The organism is Actinoallomurus sp. CA-150999 (genome assembly GCF_050942425.1).
Classification (GTDB): Bacteria; Actinomycetota; Actinomycetes; order Streptosporangiales; family Streptosporangiaceae; genus Actinoallomurus.
The window spans coordinates 3023352-3041858 of record NZ_CP192063.1 but is presented as its reverse complement, the minus strand read 5'-3'; the positions used below and the strand labels follow the sequence as shown (position 1 = coordinate 3041858).

At 72.4% G+C, this 18507-nt stretch carries 14 protein-coding genes and 1 tRNA gene; 7 read left to right on the top strand and 8 right to left on the bottom strand.

The genetic code is table 11. The features are described 5' to 3' along the window. The first annotated feature begins 79 nt into the window (after positions 1–79). Positions 80–1174, top strand: coding sequence for an alpha/beta fold hydrolase (locus ACQP2O_RS14460; protein WP_433184210.1), 1095 nt, complete (start codon positions 80–82; stop codon positions 1172–1174). Then, positions 1171–3531 carry an FAD-dependent oxidoreductase gene (locus ACQP2O_RS14455; RefSeq protein WP_433184207.1) on the top strand — a complete coding sequence of 787 codons (2361 nt, stop codon included), beginning with the start codon at positions 1171–1173 and terminating at the stop codon, positions 3529–3531. The genes ACQP2O_RS14460 and ACQP2O_RS14455 overlap by 4 nt, the downstream gene beginning before the upstream one ends. Before the next feature lie 13 nt (positions 3532–3544). On the opposite strand, the gene ACQP2O_RS14450 is transcribed toward ACQP2O_RS14455, so the two are convergent. Together ACQP2O_RS14450 and ACQP2O_RS14445 are read right to left on the bottom strand one after the other, a co-directional pair. Further along, on the bottom strand, positions 3545–4336 hold the full coding sequence (locus ACQP2O_RS14450) for a DeoR/GlpR family DNA-binding transcription regulator (RefSeq protein ID WP_433184204.1): 792 nt from the start codon (positions 4334–4336) through the stop codon (positions 3545–3547). 172 nt (positions 4337–4508) lie between these two features. Further along, the gene (locus ACQP2O_RS14445; RefSeq protein WP_433184201.1) at positions 4509–5891 is read right to left on the bottom strand and encodes an FAD-binding oxidoreductase; all 1383 of its coding nucleotides are present in this window, start codon (positions 5889–5891) and stop codon (positions 4509–4511) included. A 334-nt stretch (positions 5892–6225) separates the two neighbouring features. On the opposite strand from ACQP2O_RS14445, the gene ACQP2O_RS14440 reads away from it, so the two are divergent. Both ACQP2O_RS14440 and ACQP2O_RS14435 read left to right on the top strand, forming a co-directional pair. After that, positions 6226–7389 (top strand): MalY/PatB family protein, encoded by a 1164-nt coding sequence (locus ACQP2O_RS14440; protein WP_433184198.1) that lies wholly within the window; start codon positions 6226–6228, stop codon positions 7387–7389. 95 nt (positions 7390–7484) lie between these two features. Next, positions 7485–8063 (top strand): GNAT family N-acetyltransferase, encoded by a 579-nt coding sequence (locus tag ACQP2O_RS14435; RefSeq protein ID WP_433184195.1) that lies wholly within the window; start codon positions 7485–7487, stop codon positions 8061–8063. 250 nt (positions 8064–8313) lie between these two features. On the opposite strand, the gene ACQP2O_RS14430 is transcribed toward ACQP2O_RS14435, so the two are convergent. After that, positions 8314–8865 carry a hypothetical protein gene (locus tag ACQP2O_RS14430; protein WP_433184192.1) on the bottom strand — a complete coding sequence of 184 codons (552 nt, stop codon included), beginning with the start codon at positions 8863–8865 and terminating at the stop codon, positions 8314–8316. Positions 8866–9041: 176 nt separating this feature from the next. Here ACQP2O_RS14430 and ACQP2O_RS14425 point away from each other — a divergent pair, with 176 nt between their 5' ends. Then, positions 9042–10250, top strand: a complete 1209-nt coding sequence (locus ACQP2O_RS14425; protein WP_433184190.1) for a sulfite oxidase — start codon at positions 9042–9044, stop codon at positions 10248–10250. Between the two features lie 350 nt (positions 10251–10600). Here the strand turns inward: ACQP2O_RS14425 and sigE are convergent, their stop codons facing one another. After that, positions 10601–11212: an RNA polymerase sigma factor SigE gene (gene sigE, locus ACQP2O_RS14420; protein ID WP_433184187.1), complete on the bottom strand. Its 612-nt coding sequence runs from the start codon at positions 11210–11212 to the stop codon at positions 10601–10603. Between the two features lie 330 nt (positions 11213–11542). Between sigE and ACQP2O_RS14415 the strand changes: the two genes are divergently transcribed. Continuing rightward, positions 11543–14878, top strand: coding sequence for a BTAD domain-containing putative transcriptional regulator (locus tag ACQP2O_RS14415; RefSeq protein ID WP_433184185.1), 3336 nt, complete (start codon positions 11543–11545; stop codon positions 14876–14878). Here the strand turns inward: ACQP2O_RS14415 and ACQP2O_RS14410 are convergent. Together ACQP2O_RS14410 and ACQP2O_RS14405 are read right to left on the bottom strand one after the other, a co-directional pair. Beyond that, positions 14832–15341, bottom strand: coding sequence for a hypothetical protein (locus ACQP2O_RS14410; RefSeq protein ID WP_433184183.1), 510 nt, complete (start codon positions 15339–15341; stop codon positions 14832–14834). The two genes, ACQP2O_RS14415 and ACQP2O_RS14410, sit on opposite strands and share 47 nt — an antisense overlap. A 124-nt stretch (positions 15342–15465) precedes the next feature. Continuing rightward, positions 15466–15541 (bottom strand) — tRNA-Asn (locus ACQP2O_RS14405). A 136-nt stretch (positions 15542–15677) separates the two neighbouring features. Here ACQP2O_RS14405 and ACQP2O_RS14400 point away from each other — a divergent pair. Then, complete coding sequence (locus ACQP2O_RS14400) at positions 15678–16013, top strand: hypothetical protein (RefSeq protein WP_433184180.1); 336 nt, start codon at positions 15678–15680, stop codon at positions 16011–16013. Positions 16014–16239: 226 nt separating this feature from the next. Here the strand turns inward: ACQP2O_RS14400 and ACQP2O_RS14395 are convergent, their stop codons facing one another. Together ACQP2O_RS14395 and ACQP2O_RS14390 are read right to left on the bottom strand one after the other, a co-directional pair. Next, positions 16240–16704 (bottom strand): hypothetical protein, encoded by a 465-nt coding sequence (locus ACQP2O_RS14395; RefSeq protein ID WP_433184177.1) that lies wholly within the window; start codon positions 16702–16704, stop codon positions 16240–16242. Positions 16705–16864: 160 nt separating this feature from the next. Continuing rightward, positions 16865–18139: an amylo-alpha-1,6-glucosidase gene (locus ACQP2O_RS14390; protein WP_433184174.1), complete on the bottom strand. Its 1275-nt coding sequence runs from the start codon at positions 18137–18139 to the stop codon at positions 16865–16867. Positions 18140–18507: the final 368 nt, after the last annotated feature.

Below are 18507 nucleotides of genomic sequence, written 5' to 3'. Positions count from 1 at the left end.
GAATCAGGGTTTACCACGATGATGCACGCACCCCTCTGACTGCCATTGTGGGGCGCGGAGGCAGGGAGGTGGAAAAATCATGGAAGATATCCCGGCTCGGTACACCCTCGAGGGCGTGTCCGACGCCGAGGTGTCCGTGCATCCGTTCGCGACGGAGGACGGCCTCGGGCTCAACCTGACGCGCTTTCGGCGCGGCGACTGCGACGACGTCGTCCTGCTGCTGCACGGCCTCACGGCCTCCATCGACATGTTCATCATGCCCGAGCACCGGAACCTGGTGAACACCCTGCTGGACAACGGGTTCACCGACGTCTGGGCGCTCGACTTCCGGATGAGCTCCCGGTTCCCGTACGACGCCGAGACGCACCGCTACACGCTGGACGACATCGCGGCCTGGGACCACCCGGCCGCCCTGCGGGAGCTGCGTCGGCACGTCGGCGACCGGCGGGTGCACGTGGTCGCGCACTGCCTCGGATCGATGTCGTTCTCGATGAGCCTGTTCGGCGGCGCCCTCGACGGCGTCGCGAGCTTCGTGAGCAACAGCGTCTCGCTGACCCCACGCGTGCCCACCTGGTCACGGTGCAAGCTCGTGGCCGGCCCCGGCCTGTCCGAGTACGTCATCGGGCTGCCGTACATGGACTCCCGCTTCGGCGAGGCCCCGCCCCTCACGCGCGGCTGGATGGTCTCCCGTCTCGTGTCGCTGTTCCACCGGGAGTGCGGCGTGCGCGACTGCCACATGATCAGCTTCATGTGGGGCAGCGGCCATCCGGCCCTGTACCAGCACGAGAACCTGCCGCCGGTCACCCACGAACGCATCGCGGACCTGCTCGGCCCGACGGGGGTCCACTACTTCCGGCACATCCGCAAGATGGTGTCGGCCGGTCAGGCCGTCAAGTACGACCCGAGCGACCCGCGGCACGCCGATCTGCCCGACGCCTACCTGTCGCGCGCGGGCGAGGTCACGACGCCGGTCCTCCTGCTGTCCGGTGACGCCAACCACGTCTTCCCGGGCGCGAACGCCGCCTGCCACGAGGCGCTCGAGCGGGCCCGGCCCGGCCTGCAGGAGTTCGCCTCCCTTCCCGGCTACGGCCACATCGACCCCTTCATCGGTAAGAACGCCCATGTCGACGTCTTCCCCAAGATCCTCGACTTCCTGAAACGGCAGGCCTCATGACCAGCGAACACACCGATGTCGTGGTGGTCGGCTCCGGGTTCGGCGGAGCCGTCGCCGCCTATCGGCTGGCCGAGGCGGGCCTGTCGGTCGTCGTGCTGGAGCGTGGCCAGGAGTACCCCCCCGGCACCTTCGCCCGGACGCCGGCGCAGATGAGCCGCGCCTTCTGGGATCCGTCGGAGGGGCTGTACGGGCTGTACGACGTCTGGGGATTCCGGGGATTCGACTCGGTCGTCTCCAGCGGCCTCGGGGGCGGCTCGCTGATCTACGCGAACGTCCTTCTGCGCAAGGACGAGGAGTGGTTCGTCAAGGAGCAGGCGCTCCCGGACGGTGGATACGAGACCTGGCCGGTGACCAGGGAGGATCTGGATCCGCACTACGACGCGGTCGAGGGCATGCTCGGGGGCACGCCCTACCCGCTCGACCATCCGGCCTTCTCCGACACCGCCAAGGCCCACGCGATGCAGGATGCGGCGGCCGAGCTCGGGCTCGACTGGCAGCTGCCGTCACTGGCGGTCAGCTTCGCGTCGAGACCGGGGGCCGAGCCCGGGCTCGGGCTGCCGATCGCCGACCCGCCGTACGGCAACCTGCACAACAAGGAGCGCCGCAGCTGCCGGCTGTGCGGCGAGTGCTATCTGGGCTGCAACGACGGAGCCAAGAACAGCCTCGACCACACCTACCTCTCCGCGGCGCAGCACCACGGCGCGGACCTGCGCACGCTGCACGAGGTGCGCGGGATCCGGCCGCGCCCGGAGGGCGGCTACGAGGTCGACTACGCCCATCACGACCCGGAGGAGAAGGCCCGCAAGGTGACGCTGCGGACCATCTCCTGCGACCGCCTCATCCTGGCGGCGGGGGCGTACGGCTCGACCTACCTCCTGCTGCGCGACCAGGCCAGGTTCCCGGGGCTGAGCGAGGCGCTCGGCACCCGGTTCTCCGGCAACGGCGACCTGCTCACCTTCCTGATGCGGGCCAAGGACCGGGCCCGGATCCGTCCGCTCGACGCCAGCCGTGGCCCCACGATCACCAGCGCGATCCGGCTCCCCGACGAGGTGGACGGCGTGCCGGGCGCGGGGCGCGGCGCGTACATCGAGGACGGCGGCTACCCGGCGTTCGTCGACTGGATGGTCGAGGAGGCCGACGTCACGCACGAGGTCGCGCGGGCGGTCCGGCTGGCGTTCGAGCGGTTCGTCGCGTTCATCTCCCGCGCGCCGGACACCAACATGTCCGGCGAGCTGTCGGAGATGATCGGCGACGGGGCGCTGTCGGTGAGCTCACTGCCGCTGCTCGGCATGGGCCGTGACGTCCCGGACGGCGTGCTGCGCCTGCGGGGCGGCAAGCTGGACGCCGACTGGACGACGAAGACCAGCGAGGCGTACTTCGACCGGCTGCGCTCCACGATGAAGCGCATCGCCGCCGTGCTCGGCGCCTCGTACGCCGACAACCCGATCTGGTTCCGCAAGCGGATCATCACGGTGCACCCGTGCGGCGGGGCGCCGATGGGCCGTCACGCGGACGAGGGGGTCTGCGATCCGTACGGGGAGGTGTACGGCTTCCCCGGCCTGTACATCGCGGACGGGGCGGCTCTGCCCGGCGCGGTCGGGCCGAACCCGTCGCTGACGATCGCGGCACTGTCCGACCGGATGAGCACGCGGCTGCTGGAGAACGCCGGGCGCCCGCGTGCGGAGCGCCCGGTCGGAGGGGCGGTGAACGGCACGACGGGCACTGCGGAGGTTCGCAGGGGTGCCTCCCAGCGCACGTCGCTGTCGTTCACTGAGGAGATGAAGGGGTTCTTCGCCGAAGGCGTGAACGCTCCCGGGGCGGGGGAGCGGTCGGGGCGGGAGCACGGGCAGAAGCTCGGGTTCCGGCTCACGATCACCGTCGACGACGTGGACCGCTTCCTGGAAGAGCCCGAGCACACGGCACGGGCCGAGGGATGGATTGACGCCGCTGTCTGCGGGGGCCGGTGTCACGTCCAGCGGGGCTGGTTCAACTTGTTCTGTCCGGGAGGTGCGCCGGACCGCAGGCTCATGCGGTATCGGCTGCACTTCACCGACGCGGAGGACCGGCCCCGCACCCTCTCTGGCTGGAAGGACATCCGGCACCGGCCGGCCTCGCGCGTCTGGCCGGACACGACGACGCTGTTCTTCCGGATCTTCGAGGGACACGTGCCCGAGGGCGGGGACGACGACGCGCCGATCGCGGGTGCGGGCATCCTGCGCCTGGGCCTGGACGACTTCGCCCGGCAGCTCACCACGTTCCGCACGGAGGGGCCGGACGGCCTGGCCGCCCTGGAGCGCTTCGGCGGGTTCTTTCTGAGCGAGCTATGGGACATCTATCGCCCGAAGATGGTGAGTTAACACCGATCGTTGGTCACGGGGTCGCGATCTCGTACGCGACCTTGTGCTCGTCCAGGTCGCGTACGGCCTCGGGGGACGCGCCGTCGTCCACGATCACCTGGTCGAACGCGCTGAGCGGCGCCAACCGGTGCAACGCCACCCGGCCCAGCTTCGTATGGTCGACCAGGAGGACGTTGCGCGCGCCGGCGTCCAGCATCGCCCGCTTCACCGAGACGATGTGCTGCTCCTGGTGGTAGGCGAACCCGCCCGCCACCGCGGAGGTGGAGACGAAGCACAGGTCGACGTGGAGCGCCTCGATGGCGTCGACGCAGGAGACCCCCAGGAAGGAGTCGTGCAGGGGGTCGTAGTCGCCCCCCAGGGCCATGAGGCGGATGTCGCGCACCTTGGCGAGCAGGTTGATCGCCTCGAGGAAGTTGGTGACGACCGTGAGCGGGGTGATCCCCTCGAGCCGGCGGGCCACGGCCAGCGCCGTGGTCGAGTCGTCGAGCATGACCGCCATTCCCGGCTCGATCAGCCGGACGGCCCGCTCGGCGATCGCATCCTTCTGCGCCTGCATCGACTTCATGCGGTACGCGACGTTGCTCTCGAACACCCCGGACGGCTGCGCGGTGACCCCGCCGCGGAACTTCCGGACCACGCCCTGGCGCTCGAGCTCGTCCAGGTCGCGGTGGATCGTCATCAGGCTCACGCGGAACCGCTCGGCCAGGTCCGCCGCGGTCGCCGAGCCATGCGAGAGGACATGGTCGGCGATGGCCGCCTGCCGCTTGGCGGGCCCGCTACGGACGCCGTCACCGTCCTTGGTCATGAGGCGATCCTAACAATCAGATGTTGTAAGTTCACAGGCGACGACGCGAAATCAGGGGGCGAGTGCGACGCGCGTGGACGACGGCAGGGTCGGTACGACGCTTTTCGTTGTCCACCACGGCGAGACAGTCTGACACGACGGGAAGCGCTGCGCGGGAGGCGGCGAGATCCGTCTAGGCGAATACCTTTCCGGGGTTGAAGATGCCCGCCGGGTCGAGAGCCTGCTTGATCGCCTGATGCATGCCGATGACGACCGGCCCGACCTCCTCGGCCATGCCGCGCCGTTTCAGCAGCCCGACCCCGTGCTCGCCGGTCACGGTGCCGCCGATGCCGATCGCCTCGTCGACGATCCGCTCGAAGGCGGCCTGGGCCCGCTCCCGCGCCGCGTCGTCGCCCGGGTCCGTGATCATCAGCGGGTGCAGGTTGCCGTCACCGGCGTGCGCGACGTTCGCGATCAGGATGTCGTGCTCGGCGGCGATGCGCTCGATGCGGCCGAGCATCTCCGGGACCAGCATGCGGGGCACGCAGACGTCCTCGGTCAGGACCGGCCCGAGGCGTTCGATCGCCGGGTACACCAGCCGGCGCGCCGCGAACAGCGCCTCCGCCTCCTCCGGATCGGTGGAGCGGGCGCTCCAGGTCGCTCCGGCGGACTCGAAGCAGCGCAGGATCGTGTCGGCCTCCTCCTCGCCCGCCTGACCGGGTGCGTCGCTGCGGCCGAGCAACAGGACGTTGCCCTCGTCCGTCAGCCCCATGTGCCGCCACTCGTCGACGGCGCGCAGGCAGTACCGGTCGATCAGTTCGAGCGCGCTGGGGACGACTCCGGCGGCCGTGACCGCGCTGACCGCCTCCCCCGCCGCCACCAGCGTGTCGAAGTAGCCCACGACCGTACGCTCGGCCGCGCGGGCGCCCCGGAGCCGTACGGTGATCTCGGTGATGACGCCGAGCGTGCCCTCCGAGCCGACCATCAGGCCCGTCAGGTCGTACCCGACCACGCCCTTGGCCGTGCGCCGGCCCAGGCGTACGACGTCGCCCCGCCCGACGACGGCCTCGAGCCCGAGTACGTAGTCCCGGGTCACGCCGTACTTCACGCAGCACAGCCCGCCCGCGTTGGTCGCGACGTTGCCGCCGATCGTCGACCACGGCGCGCTCGCGGGGTCCGGCGGATACCAGAGCCCGTGCTCGGCGCAGGCCTCGCGCAGATGGTCGTTGACGACGCCGGGCTGGACGACCGCCACACGCTCGGCCGGGTCGATCCGGATGATCTCGTTCATCGCCTCGAACGACAGCATCACGCAGCCGTCGATCGCGTTGGCGCCGCCGGACAGCCCGGTGCCGGCGCCGCGCGGGACCACCGGCACACCCCGCTGAGCACAGCGAGCGACGACCTCACGGACCTCCGCCGTCTCCCGGGGCCGCACCACGGCCACCGGCTTGCCGTACGGCGCCCACTCAGCCTCGTCGTGCGCGTAGGAGGCCATCACGTCCGGGTCGCGAACGACCCTGCCGTCGGGAAGAGCCCGTTCCAGCTCCGCCGCCAGATCATCCGACACCGTCATACGCCGCACCCTACGCCCGCCCTCCGCGCTGCCGAGGCACGCCCGCCGCGGCCCACGGCGCGCGGCCGTCTGGTCCAGCCGCGGGACCCGGCCGGCCGCCGCGGTGAACGGGTTGTACGCGTGACAGCCTGCGACAAGCCCGCCATGCTCCCCCGTACGGGACCCGGTCCAGCCCAACGGTGCGTGGCCCGGTGCGACCGTCCCGACGCTGCGTACGACCGCCCCTGCCCCTCCGTGCGCGGGCCCGAGGCCGACCGGCCCGACCCCGGGTGCGGACGCGCGGATCTCGCCCAGCAGACTCGTGCCGATGACGATTAACACCGAAGGACGTGCAATGCCCCCGAATCCCCTCACCGCGTACGAGTTGACCGATCTGCGCGAGCGACGCAGCGTCAAGTGGAGCGCACACCCGCCGGACGTGCTGCCGATGGTCATCGCGGAGATGGACACCCCACTCGCCGAGCCGATCGCCGCCGCGCTGACCAGCGCAATCGCCCGCGGAGACACCGGGTACGCGACCTCCGGGCGGCTTCCGGAGGCGTTCGCGGACTTCGCCGCCGACCGCTATGGCTGGCGTCCGGCCCAGGACGCCATTCGCCTGGTCCCCGACGTCATGTACGGCATCCGGGAGGTCATGGAGGTTGTTTCCGAGCCCGGTGACCGCGTCGTGGTGAACACGCCGGGTTATCCGCCGTTCTTCTACTGGCTCGAGCGGATCGGCCGCCAGGTGGTGCACAACCCCCTGGTGTCCGGTCCGGACGGGTTCCGCCTTGACCTGGACAGGCTGGAGCGCGACTTTGCCGCCGGAGCACGGGCCTACCTGCTGTGCAGCCCGCACAACCCCACCGGGCGGGTCTTCACCCGCGAGGAACTCCTGGCCGTCGCGGCCCTCGCCGACCGGTACGACGTCCGCATCGTCGCGGACGAGATCCACGCGCCCCTGACCCATCCCGGCGCGCGGCACATCCCGTTCGCCTCGCTGGACGCACCGGCCGCGGCGCGCGCGATCGTCGTCGCCTCGGCGTCGAAGGCGTGGAACCTCCCCGGTCTCAAGGCGGCCCTGGTCGTACCGGGCCCCGAGGCCCGCGCCGACGTCGCGACGATCCACGAGGAGGTCAGCGAGGCCGCCGGACTGTTCGGCGTGATCGCCTCCGAGGCGGCGTTCACTCACGGGCGCCCCTGGCTGGCCGACCTGATCGACGCGCTCGACGCGAACCGGCGGCTCCTGGGCGACCTCCTCGCCGCCCACCTGCCCGACATCGGCTATCACCGACCCCAGGCCACGTACCTGGCCTGGCTCGACTGCCGCGCGCTCGGCCTGGGGGACGACCCCACGCAGGCCTTCCTACGGGATGGGAGGGTCGCGCTCTACCCCGGCCCCAGATTCGGCGAGGCGGGGCACGGCTTCGCCCGCCTCAACTTCGCGACGGCGCCGGACCGCGTGACCGAGGCCGTACATCGCATGGCGGCCGCCCTCGATCGGACCGGCGCGCGATGAGACAGGCGACCGCCGCGGCCTGAGCACCCGCACCCGTTCTTCCCGCGGAACGGAGTCCGCCGGATGGCCGGCTCCACGACTGATCGAGGACCCCGTTGGCCGAGTACGTCTTCCTGACGACGGAACGCCTCGTGCTCCGGCCCTTCGCCGAGGCCGACCTCGACGACGTGCTCGCGCTGCACGGCGACCCGGAGGTCATGCGCTTCATCAACGGAGGGCGCCCGGCCTCCCGGACCACGATCCGCGACGAGATCCTCCCCCGGCTGACGCGGCACCACGCCACATTCGGGACTCGCGGTTTCTGGGCGGCCGAGGACAGGACGACCGGGCGCTTCCTGGGCTGGTTCGAGCTCCGTCCGCTCGCCGACGACGGTCCCGAGGTCGTCGAACTGGGCTACCGGCTCCACCGTTTCGCGTGGGGCCGGGGCCACGCCACGGAAGGAGCCCGCGCCCTCGTCCACAAGGGCTTCACCGAACTGGGCGTGCGCCGGGTCATCGCCCAGACCATGGCGGTGAACACGGCCTCCCGGCGCGTGCTGGAGAAGACCGGTCTGACCTACGTCCGGACGTTCCACGAGGACTGGCCGGACCCGATCGCTGGCGCGGAGCACGGCGAGGTGGAGTACGCCCTGACCGAGACCGACCGGCACCGACGGCTCCGGCAGGCGCCCTGACAAGGCGGACCGGCGGCGACGGCTCGAGCAGGACCCCCGAGCGAGACCGACCGGCACCGACGGCTCCGGCAAATGCCCTGACCGAGACCGACCCGTGGCGACGGCTCCGGCAGGCGCCCTGACCGGGGCGCCTGCGCCGGACGCCCGATGGGCCGCCGACCGGCCGAAGCGCCCTGAGCCGGGACACCCGCCCTGGGCACCCCGGTGAGCCGCCGGCCGGCCGAACCCCGCGGCCCCTCCCCGCGGTCCGCTATCTACTGCAGTGGCCGGACACCCGCCGCGAGTTCTTCACGATCCCCTGGTCCTCGTCGTCGACGCTCAGCCCCGCCTTCGCATACGGCCTCTTGCAGCCGATGCGCACCGTGTCGCCATCGCACGCCACGGCCGACTTCCGGGCCACCCCGATCACGCAGTAGTGCTCGCCGCCGACCGACAGCGCGGGAAGCGCCTCGAAGCCGTTGCGAATCCTCTTGGTGCCCTTATTCGTCAGGATGATCACGGCCTTGGCCTTGCGCCCGTCCTTCGTACGGACCACGCAGACCTGCCCGTAGAGGCTCCGGAGGGTCTTCGCGTACGAGCCCTTCGGGAAGGCCCTGCTCTGCGCGCCGCAGGTCCAGTACTTGGTCTTCATGCCGTTCGTGAACCGGTACGGGACGCCGGGACGCACTGCGGTGACGGAAGGCGGTGTGGCGGCGGAGGCTGTCGCCGTGGTCCCGAGGACGGCGGTTCCTGTCACGGCGAGCGCCAGGAGCGCCCGGCCCGGCGATCTCCGGGATGGTAGAGGGGGTTCGGCGTCAGGCATCGGCATCGCTCCCAGCTCGTGTTGATCTTGTGGAATTCGCCCGAATTCTTTCGCCCATCGGCCGCGCCGACAAGGCCGTCGGCTCGATCTCCGACGCCGACCTTTGGGCGTGCATGCTGGAGCGCGGAAGGTTTCCCAACTATATTGGTCGGAAAACCCTCCTAGAGGAGTCGCACGTGGGCGTCACCGAAGAAGGCGACTGTCGGCTGTCACGACGCACGATGCTCCGCATGTCCGCCGGCCTCGGCTCGACATTGGCCGTCGCGGCCGCCGAGCCGGCCCGCGCCGCCGACGGCCCGATCGTCAAGCCCCTGCCGCCCGACCTGTTCATCGTGTACGGGACGAACGCCGAGATGCGCTGGGAGGCGATGCGCGGCCAGGGGTATCTCACGCCGACCGATCGCTTCTTCGTCCGCAACCACACCCGCACCCCGCTGATCGACGTCCGCACGTGGCGGCTCCGCCTGTTCGGGCGCGGTCTGCACGGCACCCCGACCCTCGACCGGCCGGTCGAGTTCTCCTATGAGGACCTGCGAGGAATGCCGGCCCGGACCATCGACGCGTTCATGGAGTGCACCGGGAACGGCCGCAGCTTCTACGCGACACAGCAGAACCAATCGGTCACGGGCACACCGTGGAGGCTGGGGGGTGTGGGGGTGGCCCGCTGGCGCGGCGTCCCGCTGGCTCACGTCCTCGAACGCGCCGGGCTCACTCACCGGGCGGTCGACGTCATGCCGCGCGGCCTCGACCCCGACTTCATCGACGCGGGACGGAATTTCGGGCGGGTGCGCAGGCCGCTGCCGATCGCCAAGGCGCTCGACGACGTTCTGCTGGCCTTCGAGATGAACGGCCGTCCGCTGCCTCCGGACCACGGATTCCCCGTACGACTCGTGGTGCCCGGCTGGGTGGGCATCGCCTCGATCAAGTGGGTCGGCGACATCGAGGTCTCCGACGCGCCGCTGTCCTCCCCCTGGAACACCGTCTACTACCGGATGTTCGGTCCCGGATATCCGCCGGAGGGCAGCGCCCCGCTGACCCGGCAGGTGCTCAAGAGCGCGTTCGAGCTGCCGTGGAACGCGCGGTTGGACGCCGGGCGGACCACCGTGCTGCGCGGCCGCTCATGGTCCGGCGACGGGACGGTGCGCCACATCGCGGTCAGCACCGACGGAGGCGGGACCTGGCGGCGGGCGGCCCTCCACGGACGGCGCAGCGCCCTCGGCTGGGTCCGCTGGGAGCTCCCCTGGCGCCCACCGGCCCCGGGATCGTACGAACTGCTGGCGCGGGCGACCGACGTCACCGGTGCGACGCAGCCGGACGTCGCGCCGTACAACACGTTCGGCTACCTGTTCGGCGCGGTCGTACGCCATCCGGTGACGGTGACCTGACTGCGGCCCCGGTCGGCGGCTCGCGCCTGAGGCCCGTGCCTACGACGTCGTCCGGGCCGGATGATGCGGATGCGCCCGCGCCACCGCTCGCGCGCCCGGCGCCCGGACCGAATGGTGCGCGCCCTGACCGGGCAGCCGCTCACGCTGCCGGCGCCCACGACCTCGCCCAGCCGGATGGGTGCGTGTCCCGGCCGGGCAGCCGCTCGCGCGGCCGGCGGCCACGACGCCGCTCAGGCCGGATGGTGTGCGTCCGGCCGCACAGCCGATCGCGTGTCGACCATACGCCCGATGCTCAGGGCGTCGCCCCGGGCCGAACGCGCCGTGGCTCGTGCCCGGGACGCGGGCGGCGGCTACGACGTGGTCCAGGCCGGGTTGGTGCGTATGCGGCTGCGGCGCGGCTTGCGGCGGGCGGCGCGCTCCTCGTACGCCTGCCGCTCCGGGGCCCGGTGCGCCAGTGCGTCGCGGAGCTGGGCGCGGCCGCGGTGGATGCGGCTGCGGACCGTTCCCATCTTGACGCCGAGGGTCGCGGCGATCTCCTCGTACGACAGGCCCTCGATGTCGCACAGCACGACCGCGGCGCGGTACTCCGGTGCCAGCGCGTCCAGGGCCATCTGGATGTCGTCGTCGAAGTGCCGGTCCTCGTACACCTGGGCGGGGCTCGGCTCGCGTCCCCGCAGGCGCTCGGCCGCGTCATCGGCGAGGCCCTCGAACCGGATGCGCTGCCGTCGGCGCACCATGTCGAGGAAGAGGTTGGTGGTGATCCGGTGCAACCACCCCTCGAACGTGCCCGGCGTGTAGTTCGACAGCGAACGGAACACGCGCACGAAGACCTCCTGTGTGAGGTCCTCGGCGTCGTGCTGGTTCCCGGTCAGCCGGTAGGCGAGGCGGTAGACGCGCGCGGAGTGCTCACGCACGATCTCGTCCCAGCTGGGCGGCGTCCACGCCACGGTGTCACCCTTCACCTGTCACCCCCGATATCACTGTTTCGCGTCAAAGTCTGTCCTGCCGGGGGTAAGAGCGGTGTAAGGGAATCCCGCCGCGGACGGCGCCTTCCGGTGACCCTTCGGCCGGTCCCTTTCCTCCGACGCTGTCCAGCATCGCAGCCGGGACCCTGTCCGACGTCGCCCATCAGGTGGGTGTTGCCCGGCCCGGCGTCGGCCGAACGACGGAGGACGAAACCCCTCCCTCATCCTCAGGGGGGAGAAAACGAACCGGCCACTCTTGATCACCTTCGGGGTTGTCGGCATTCTGGGCGCGGGCGGATCCTCCCCGCCGGCCGCCCGGGAGCCGCGATGGAGATTCGCATTCTCGGCCCGTTCGAGCTCGTCGACGGTGAACGCCCGATCCGGATCGACGCGCCTAAACAGCGTGCCCTGCTCATCGCCCTGGTCCTGCGCGCCAACCGGGTGGTGCCGACGGAGGAGCTCGCCGAACGGATCTGGGGGGACGACCCGCCGTCGAGCGCACGGCTCACCCTCCAGGGGTACGTGCTGCGGGTCCGCCGGGCCCTGGCCGGCGTGCCGGATGTGGCCATCGTCACCGAGCCGGCGGGGTACCTGCTGCGCGTGGACCCCGCGTGGATCGACGCGTACCGGTTCACCCGGCTGGTCGAGGAGGCGGACCGGGCTTCGGCGTGCGGTGACGCGGACGCCGAGGCCGGCCTGCTCCACGAGGCCCTCGGGCTGTGGCGCGGCGAACCCCTGACCGATGTGGGCTCCGGCGTCCTGTGGCGTGAGGAGGCCGACCGGCTGGCCGAGATGCGCGCGCGGGCGGTCGAGCGGCGCATCGACGCCGATCTCCGCGTCGGACGGCACCTGGAGCTGATCGGCGAGCTGACCGCGCTCGTGACGGCCCACCCCTTCCGCGAGGGGTTCCGCGCCCAGTTGATGCTCGCCCTGTACCGGGCCGGGCGCCGGGCCGAGGCCCTCGAGGCGTACCGGGACGCCCGGGCCGTCCTCACGCGAGAGCTCGGGGTCGAGCCGGGGCCGCGGCTTCGCAGGCTGGAGCAGGCCGTCCTGACCGCCGACCCCGGCCTGGATCCGGCGCCACGGGAGGAGCACAGCCCGTTCGCGCTGCCGCCGGACGTCCTGCACTTCGTCGGCCGGGAGGCCGAGCTCGCGCGGCTGCTCGCGCCCCCTCGTACGGACGCCGGCCCCTCCGTGCGCGCCGTGGCGGGCATGGCCGGGGTGGGGAAGACGACGCTCGTTGTACACGCCGCCCACCGGCTGGCCGACCGGTACCCCGACGGGCGGATCCACGTCGACCTCGGCGGCACCACTGGCCATCCGATGGACCCGACGGCCGCGCTCGACCGGTTCCTGCGCCTGCTCGGCGTCTGGGGCGGCCGGATCAGAGGCGGCGTGGACGACCGGGCGGCTCTGCTGCGCGACCGGCTCGCGGGCCGCCGCGTACTCCTCGTCCTCGACAACGCCGTCGACGAGGCGCAGGTACGGCCCCTGATCCCCGGCACGCCGGGCTGTGCCGCGTTCATCACCAGCCGGTCACCGCTCATCGGGCTGGAGTACGCCGACCTGATCGACCTGGACGTCCTCGCCCCGGACGACGCCATCGACCTGCTCGCCGGGGTGATCGGCCGGCGGCGCATCCTCGCCGAGGAGGACCGCGCCCGCACTCTCGTCGCCCAGTGCGGCCACCTGCCCCTGGCCGTACGGATCGCGGCGGCGCGCCTGGCCGGGCGTCCCGAGTGGACCCTGGACCGGCTCGCGGGCCAGCTCGCCGACGAACACCGGCGGCTCGACCGCCTGGCCGCCGGAGACCTGGAGGTCCGGTCCAGCATCGCGCTGAGCCAGGACGCCCTGCCTCCCGCGCACCGGCGGCCGTTCCACCTGATCGGTCTGCTCGACCTGCCCGACGTCACGCCCTGGATGGTCGCCGCTCTCCTCGACCGGCCGGTCCCCGAGGCCGAGGACGTGATCGACGCCCTGGTCGACGCCCGCCTGCTGGAACCCGGCCGGGCGGACGCCCCGGACGGCCCCCGCTACCGCTGCCACGATCTCGTCCGCCTGTTCGCCCGCGAACAGGCCCTCGGCACCGAAGCCCCACAGGCGCGCGACGCGGCCGTGCTCCGGGTACTGCGGGCACTCCTGGACCTCGCCGAGCGGGCCGACGACGCGCTGCCGAGCCGGCGCCTGCGCCTGCCGGATCCGCCTCCCGACCCGAACCGGCCGGTGTCAGCCGAGACCACCCCGGCCGACCCGAAGCCCACGGATGCCGGGAGCGCAGCGGCTGCGGGCTCCGCGGCCCCGGAGGCCAAGGACGTCGACGTGACGGCCGGTGGCAGTGGAGCCGCCGGCGCGATAGCCGCGGGTATGTCAGCGGCGGGCACGACGGCCTCCGAGACGACGCCCACGGATACGACGGCAGCGGGCGCGAGGGCCTCCGGCGCGATACCTACGGATGCGACAGCGGCCGACACGACGCCCGCGGATGCGATGGCCGGGAGCGCAGTGGCCACGGGTGCGGCGGCGGGCTTCGCGGGCTCGGATGCCAACAGCACCGACGTGACCCTCGGTGATCCCGGGACCGCCGGGGCGACGGCTGTGGGTGTGGCGGCGGCGCCGCTCGCGTGGTTCGAGGCGAACCGGCAGGTCCTCGCGATGGCCGTCCACCGGGCGGCCTCGGTGGGCGCGGCGGAGCTCTCCTGGCGACTGGCCGCCTCCCTGCTGAGCTTTCACGACCTGCGCGGGCACTGGGACGACTGGCGCCGTACGCACGAGGTCGCCCTGACGGCGGCGCGCGCGTGCGACGACCGGTGGGGAGAGACCGCGATGCGTTACGGCCTCGGGCTCCTCGCGACCGCGCAGGACCGGTACAAGGACGCGGACGGGCACCTGACCGCCGCGGTCACCGGGAGCCGGGAGCTCGGCGCGCCGGTCCGCGCGGCCCGGGCCCTGAACGCGCTCGGTGACGTCCACCACATCTGCGATCGGCTGGACGACGCGTTCGCCTGCTTCCAGGAGGCCCTGCGGATCGCCGAACGTCACGACGACCCCACGGGACGGGCCAACGGCCTGCTCAACCTGGGTCTGGTCCATCGTGACCGGGGAGACCCGGCCGCCTCCCTCGCCCACCTGGACCAGGCTCTGGAGACCTTCCGCTCGGCGGGCGACGAGTACGGGGAGGCGCACGTCCTGCGCTTTCTCGCCGCGACGCACTATCACTCCCGTACCGACCTCGCGGCAGCGCACCGGCACGCGACGCGCGCCATCGGGCTGTTCCGGCGGTTCGGCGACGGTCTCGCCGAGATCCGGTCCCTCCGCCTGCGGGCGATGGTCCTGACCGCCGAGGGCCGTCCACGGGCGGGGATCGACCTTCTCGACCGCTGCCTCACGGCCTTCCGCGAACAGGGTGATCTCTTCGGCGAGGCGTCCACCCTGTGGGCCCTCGGCGGAGCGGCTCACGACGCCGGCGACACCGTACGGGCGGTCGCGTGCCTGGAGGAGGCCCTGATCCTCTTCCGCCGCCTCGACGTGCCCCTGTGGGAGGCGCGCACGCGGTCCCGGCTGGCGGAGGTGCACGGGGAGGGAGCCGCCCCCGTGGACGGCACCCTCCCCGTCATCATCACCGGTGGGGCACCGCCGCAGCCGTCCAGCCCAGGTAGTGGCTGAAGTGGCTCACGCTCGACGCGTGCCCGATCTTGCCGCCGATGCTGGTCGAGTAGAAACCGCCGTTGCCGTCGGCGATGCCGACGTGCCCGTAGGAGCTGATGTTCCAGTACACGAACGACCCGGCCGGGGGCTTGGTGCCGCTGTGGTGGGTGGCGCCGTTCCAGTGGGCGATCGCCGAGGCCCACACCCCGGTCGTGCCGTAGGCGTTCTCGACCGCCTTCTCGCAGTAGTGCTCCCAGCCGGTGCTGCCGACGTGGTTCTTCATCCACTGGACGGCGCCGGCGGCCGACCCGTCGCCGGCGCTGAGCGGGGATACCTGCCCGGCGGTGGAGACGCTGGCCGGTGTGGCCACCGTACGGGCGGGCGCCGCGTGCGCGGTCGCGGGGAGACCGGCGGCGATGAGGACGGTGGCGGGGACGATTGCGGCTCCGGCACGCAGGCGGAGCCAGGAAGGACGACGCATTTGCCAACCTCCGGGGTTGAGGGGGAATGCGTCGGCAAGCGTCGCAACCGCCGCTTGTGCATCGCTTGTGCGGCGTCCCGGAGTATGGCGAAGGGCCGGACTCGACGAGCCCGGCCCTTCTCGTTGGCTCCCCCGACTGGACTCGAACCAGTAACCTGCCGGTTAACAGCCGGACGCTCTGCCAATTGAGCTACGGGGGATCACACGGATGAGGCCGCCCTGACCGATGGCCGCCCCAACGCGCACAAGGTTAGCGCATAACGCACGTGCTCGTTTCCTCGACTGGCCCGTGCTCTTCGGGGTATGTCCTACCCCGACTCAGCAGAGGAGTTGATCATGAAATACCGCGCTGTGTTCCTCGCCGGGGCAGCGGCCGGATACGTACTGGGGACGCGCGCCGGCCAGGAGCGCTACGAACAGATCAAACGACTGTCCCGGCGTGTCGCGGAGAACCCCACCGTGCAGGAGGCCGCCGGCGTCCTGCGAGCCCAGGCCGGTGAGCTGGCCGAGACGGCCCGGCAGAAGGTCGGCGACAAGGTCCAGACAGTGAGCGGCAAGGTGCAGGAGAAGGTCCCCGGTATCCACCGGAGCGGCCAGTCGACCCCAGCCGATCTCGCCGACCGGTCCGGTCACGCCGCCCGCTCCGGCGACGAGCCCGCCGACATCACCTGATCCATCGGAGCGGGCGCGCGTCGTCTGGGCTGAGGAGCGCCGGGAGCGAAGCGACCAGAGCGACGGCGGAGGACGGCGCGTTACGCGTCCGCTCCCCCGCTCGCGGTGGCGAGTGCCGATGAACGGGCGGCCGGCCGACGGCGCCCGGGCCGCCGACCGCCCCGAGCACGCCCGGACCGGCCACCAGGCAGGTCCGGGCGTATCCGTGTCCGCCGGGGCGCCGGCCCTACAGGCCCGTCTGCCGGCGGATCTCCTCGAGGGCCTGCTCGGCCTGGGCCAGCAGGCCCGGGTCGTCCGGGTCGAGGCCCCGGTCGAAGACGAACGTCCAGCCCAGGATGCCGTCGGCCGTGGGCGGTCGGCGGCCGACGATCCGCACTCCCCCGGCGGTTAGCTTGACGTGGGTGCTGACGACGACGGTGGCGGTGACACGCTCGCGGACGGCCTCGGGCACCGAGCCGGGCTCCGCCAGCGGTACGGTGTGGCGCCGGCCGCCGACCTCACGCACCAGCAGGACGCCGTCCTGCCAGGTGGCCTGCTCCACCTGCTCCCACGGCAGCCGGATGTGCTCGTCGGTTCCGGGGAGGTAGAGGGCGGCGTCGGTCGCGACGGTCTCGCCGCCGACCGCCAGGACACGCTCACCCCGCTGGACGGCCACGCCGTCCGGCACACTCTTGCGCCACGTCAGTCGCATGGCAGATCACGCTATAACGTCCGGATCAGGGCGCGCGGCGCGCATGGCAGATCACGCCCCAACGTCCCGATCAAGACCCGCGGCTCGCATGGCAGATCACACTCCAACGTCCCGATCAAGACGCGCGGCCCGCACCGCAGATCACGCCCCAACGCCGCGATCAGGGCGCGCGGCGCGCGGCCAGTAGATCGAGCACCAGCGCCGCCGACCAGCTGAAGTCGTGGCTGCCACGGCCGCTGCCGTCGAACGGGTCGAAGTACTCCCGGAACCCGGACTGGCGCACCAGCCGGACCGTCGACCCGAACAGCAGGTCCGCGACCGTGCTGAGCCCGTGCGCACGGGCCCCGGCCCACAGCAGCCAGTTGGTGTTGACCCAGGTCGGCCCCCGCCAGTACGCGCCGCGGTCGAAGGCCTCCGACTGGATGTCGCAGGTCGGCACCGGGTAACCGGCCGCTCCGGCGAAGTGCGCCGACAGCAGCAGGTCGGCCAGCGAGCGCACGATCTCGTCGGGCAGCTCCGGGTCCAGGAGCGGGGCGAAGCCGGCGACGGTCGTCTCCCGGATCAGCCGCCCGGTCCGCAGGTCGCGGGCCCGGAAGCAGCCGGCCGACCCGTCCCACAGGCGCTCGAGGAGGGCGTCGTGGATGCGCTCCGCGGCCTCCCGGTGGGGACGGGGATCGGCCCCGGCCAGGTCGGCGAGCTCGGCCAGCGCGTGCGTGGACGCCAGGTAGACCGCGTTGAACAGCGGATCTTCGATGACGAAGGGGTGGTCGTCGCGGAGGTACTCCGCGCGGTATCCGGCGGCCCGCATGCCCGCGACCAGCGTGACGTACCGGTCGTGGTCTCCGCCGGCGTACGCCGCGCCGTGCGGGTCCACGGCGGTCAGCGGCGGATCCCACGCCGGACTGTCGTCCAGCCCCGACTCCCACGGGTGGCACAGGCTCACCAGGCCGCTGCCACCGATGTCACGGTCCCGGGCGAGGTAGGCGTGCTGGGCCACCAGGCAGGGGTACAGCGAGGTGAGGAAGGACCGATCCGCGCCGCCGGTCGCCCGTACGACGTGCAGGGCTGTGAGGGCCTGCAGCGGCGGCTGGGTGAGCCCGGAGGTGTCCACTCCGCGCGGAGCGGCGGGCTGTGCGGCGCTGAGCCACAGCTCGGGTCCGGGGAAGTACGCGCGGCGCGGCTCGGTCGAGCTGAACACGATGTGCGGGACCAGGCCCGTCGCCCACTGGCCGCGGAACAACGACAGCAGCTCCGTCTCGGCGCGATCGGGCCGATGGTGGGCGAGGCCGATGCCGGTGAAGGCGGAGTCCCAGCTCCACTGGTGCGGATAGAGCCCCGGAGAGGGGACCGTGGCCGCGCCGGTCCAGTTCGCGTCCAGCACGCGGGCTGCGGCGGCCCAGAGGGCCGTCTCGTCACCGATGAGCCGGGGCCCCATTGGGACAGCGTACGGCCCCGTGGCGTTCCCGGCGATGCCCGGACCCGGCGGAACCGTCAGAACAGCGTCCGCCCCCCGCGCACCCGGCGAACGCCCGGCCCTCAGCGAGCACTCCACCACGGCGGCGTCCTGCTCCGTGGCGCTCCCGGCCTCGGCGGAGACCGCCCCAGGCACGGCGCACGCCCAGAGCGCTCCCGGCCTCAGCAGGCGCCCTTCGCCAAGACGGCGCACGGCCCCGGGCGCTCCCGGACCCCGCAGGCACCACCCCGGCAGGCGCACGACCCAGAGCGCACCCGGCCTCGACGGGCACCCTCGCGCACGGCCCCGAACGCTCCCGGACCCTCCAGGCACCGCCCCGGCCAGCGCAC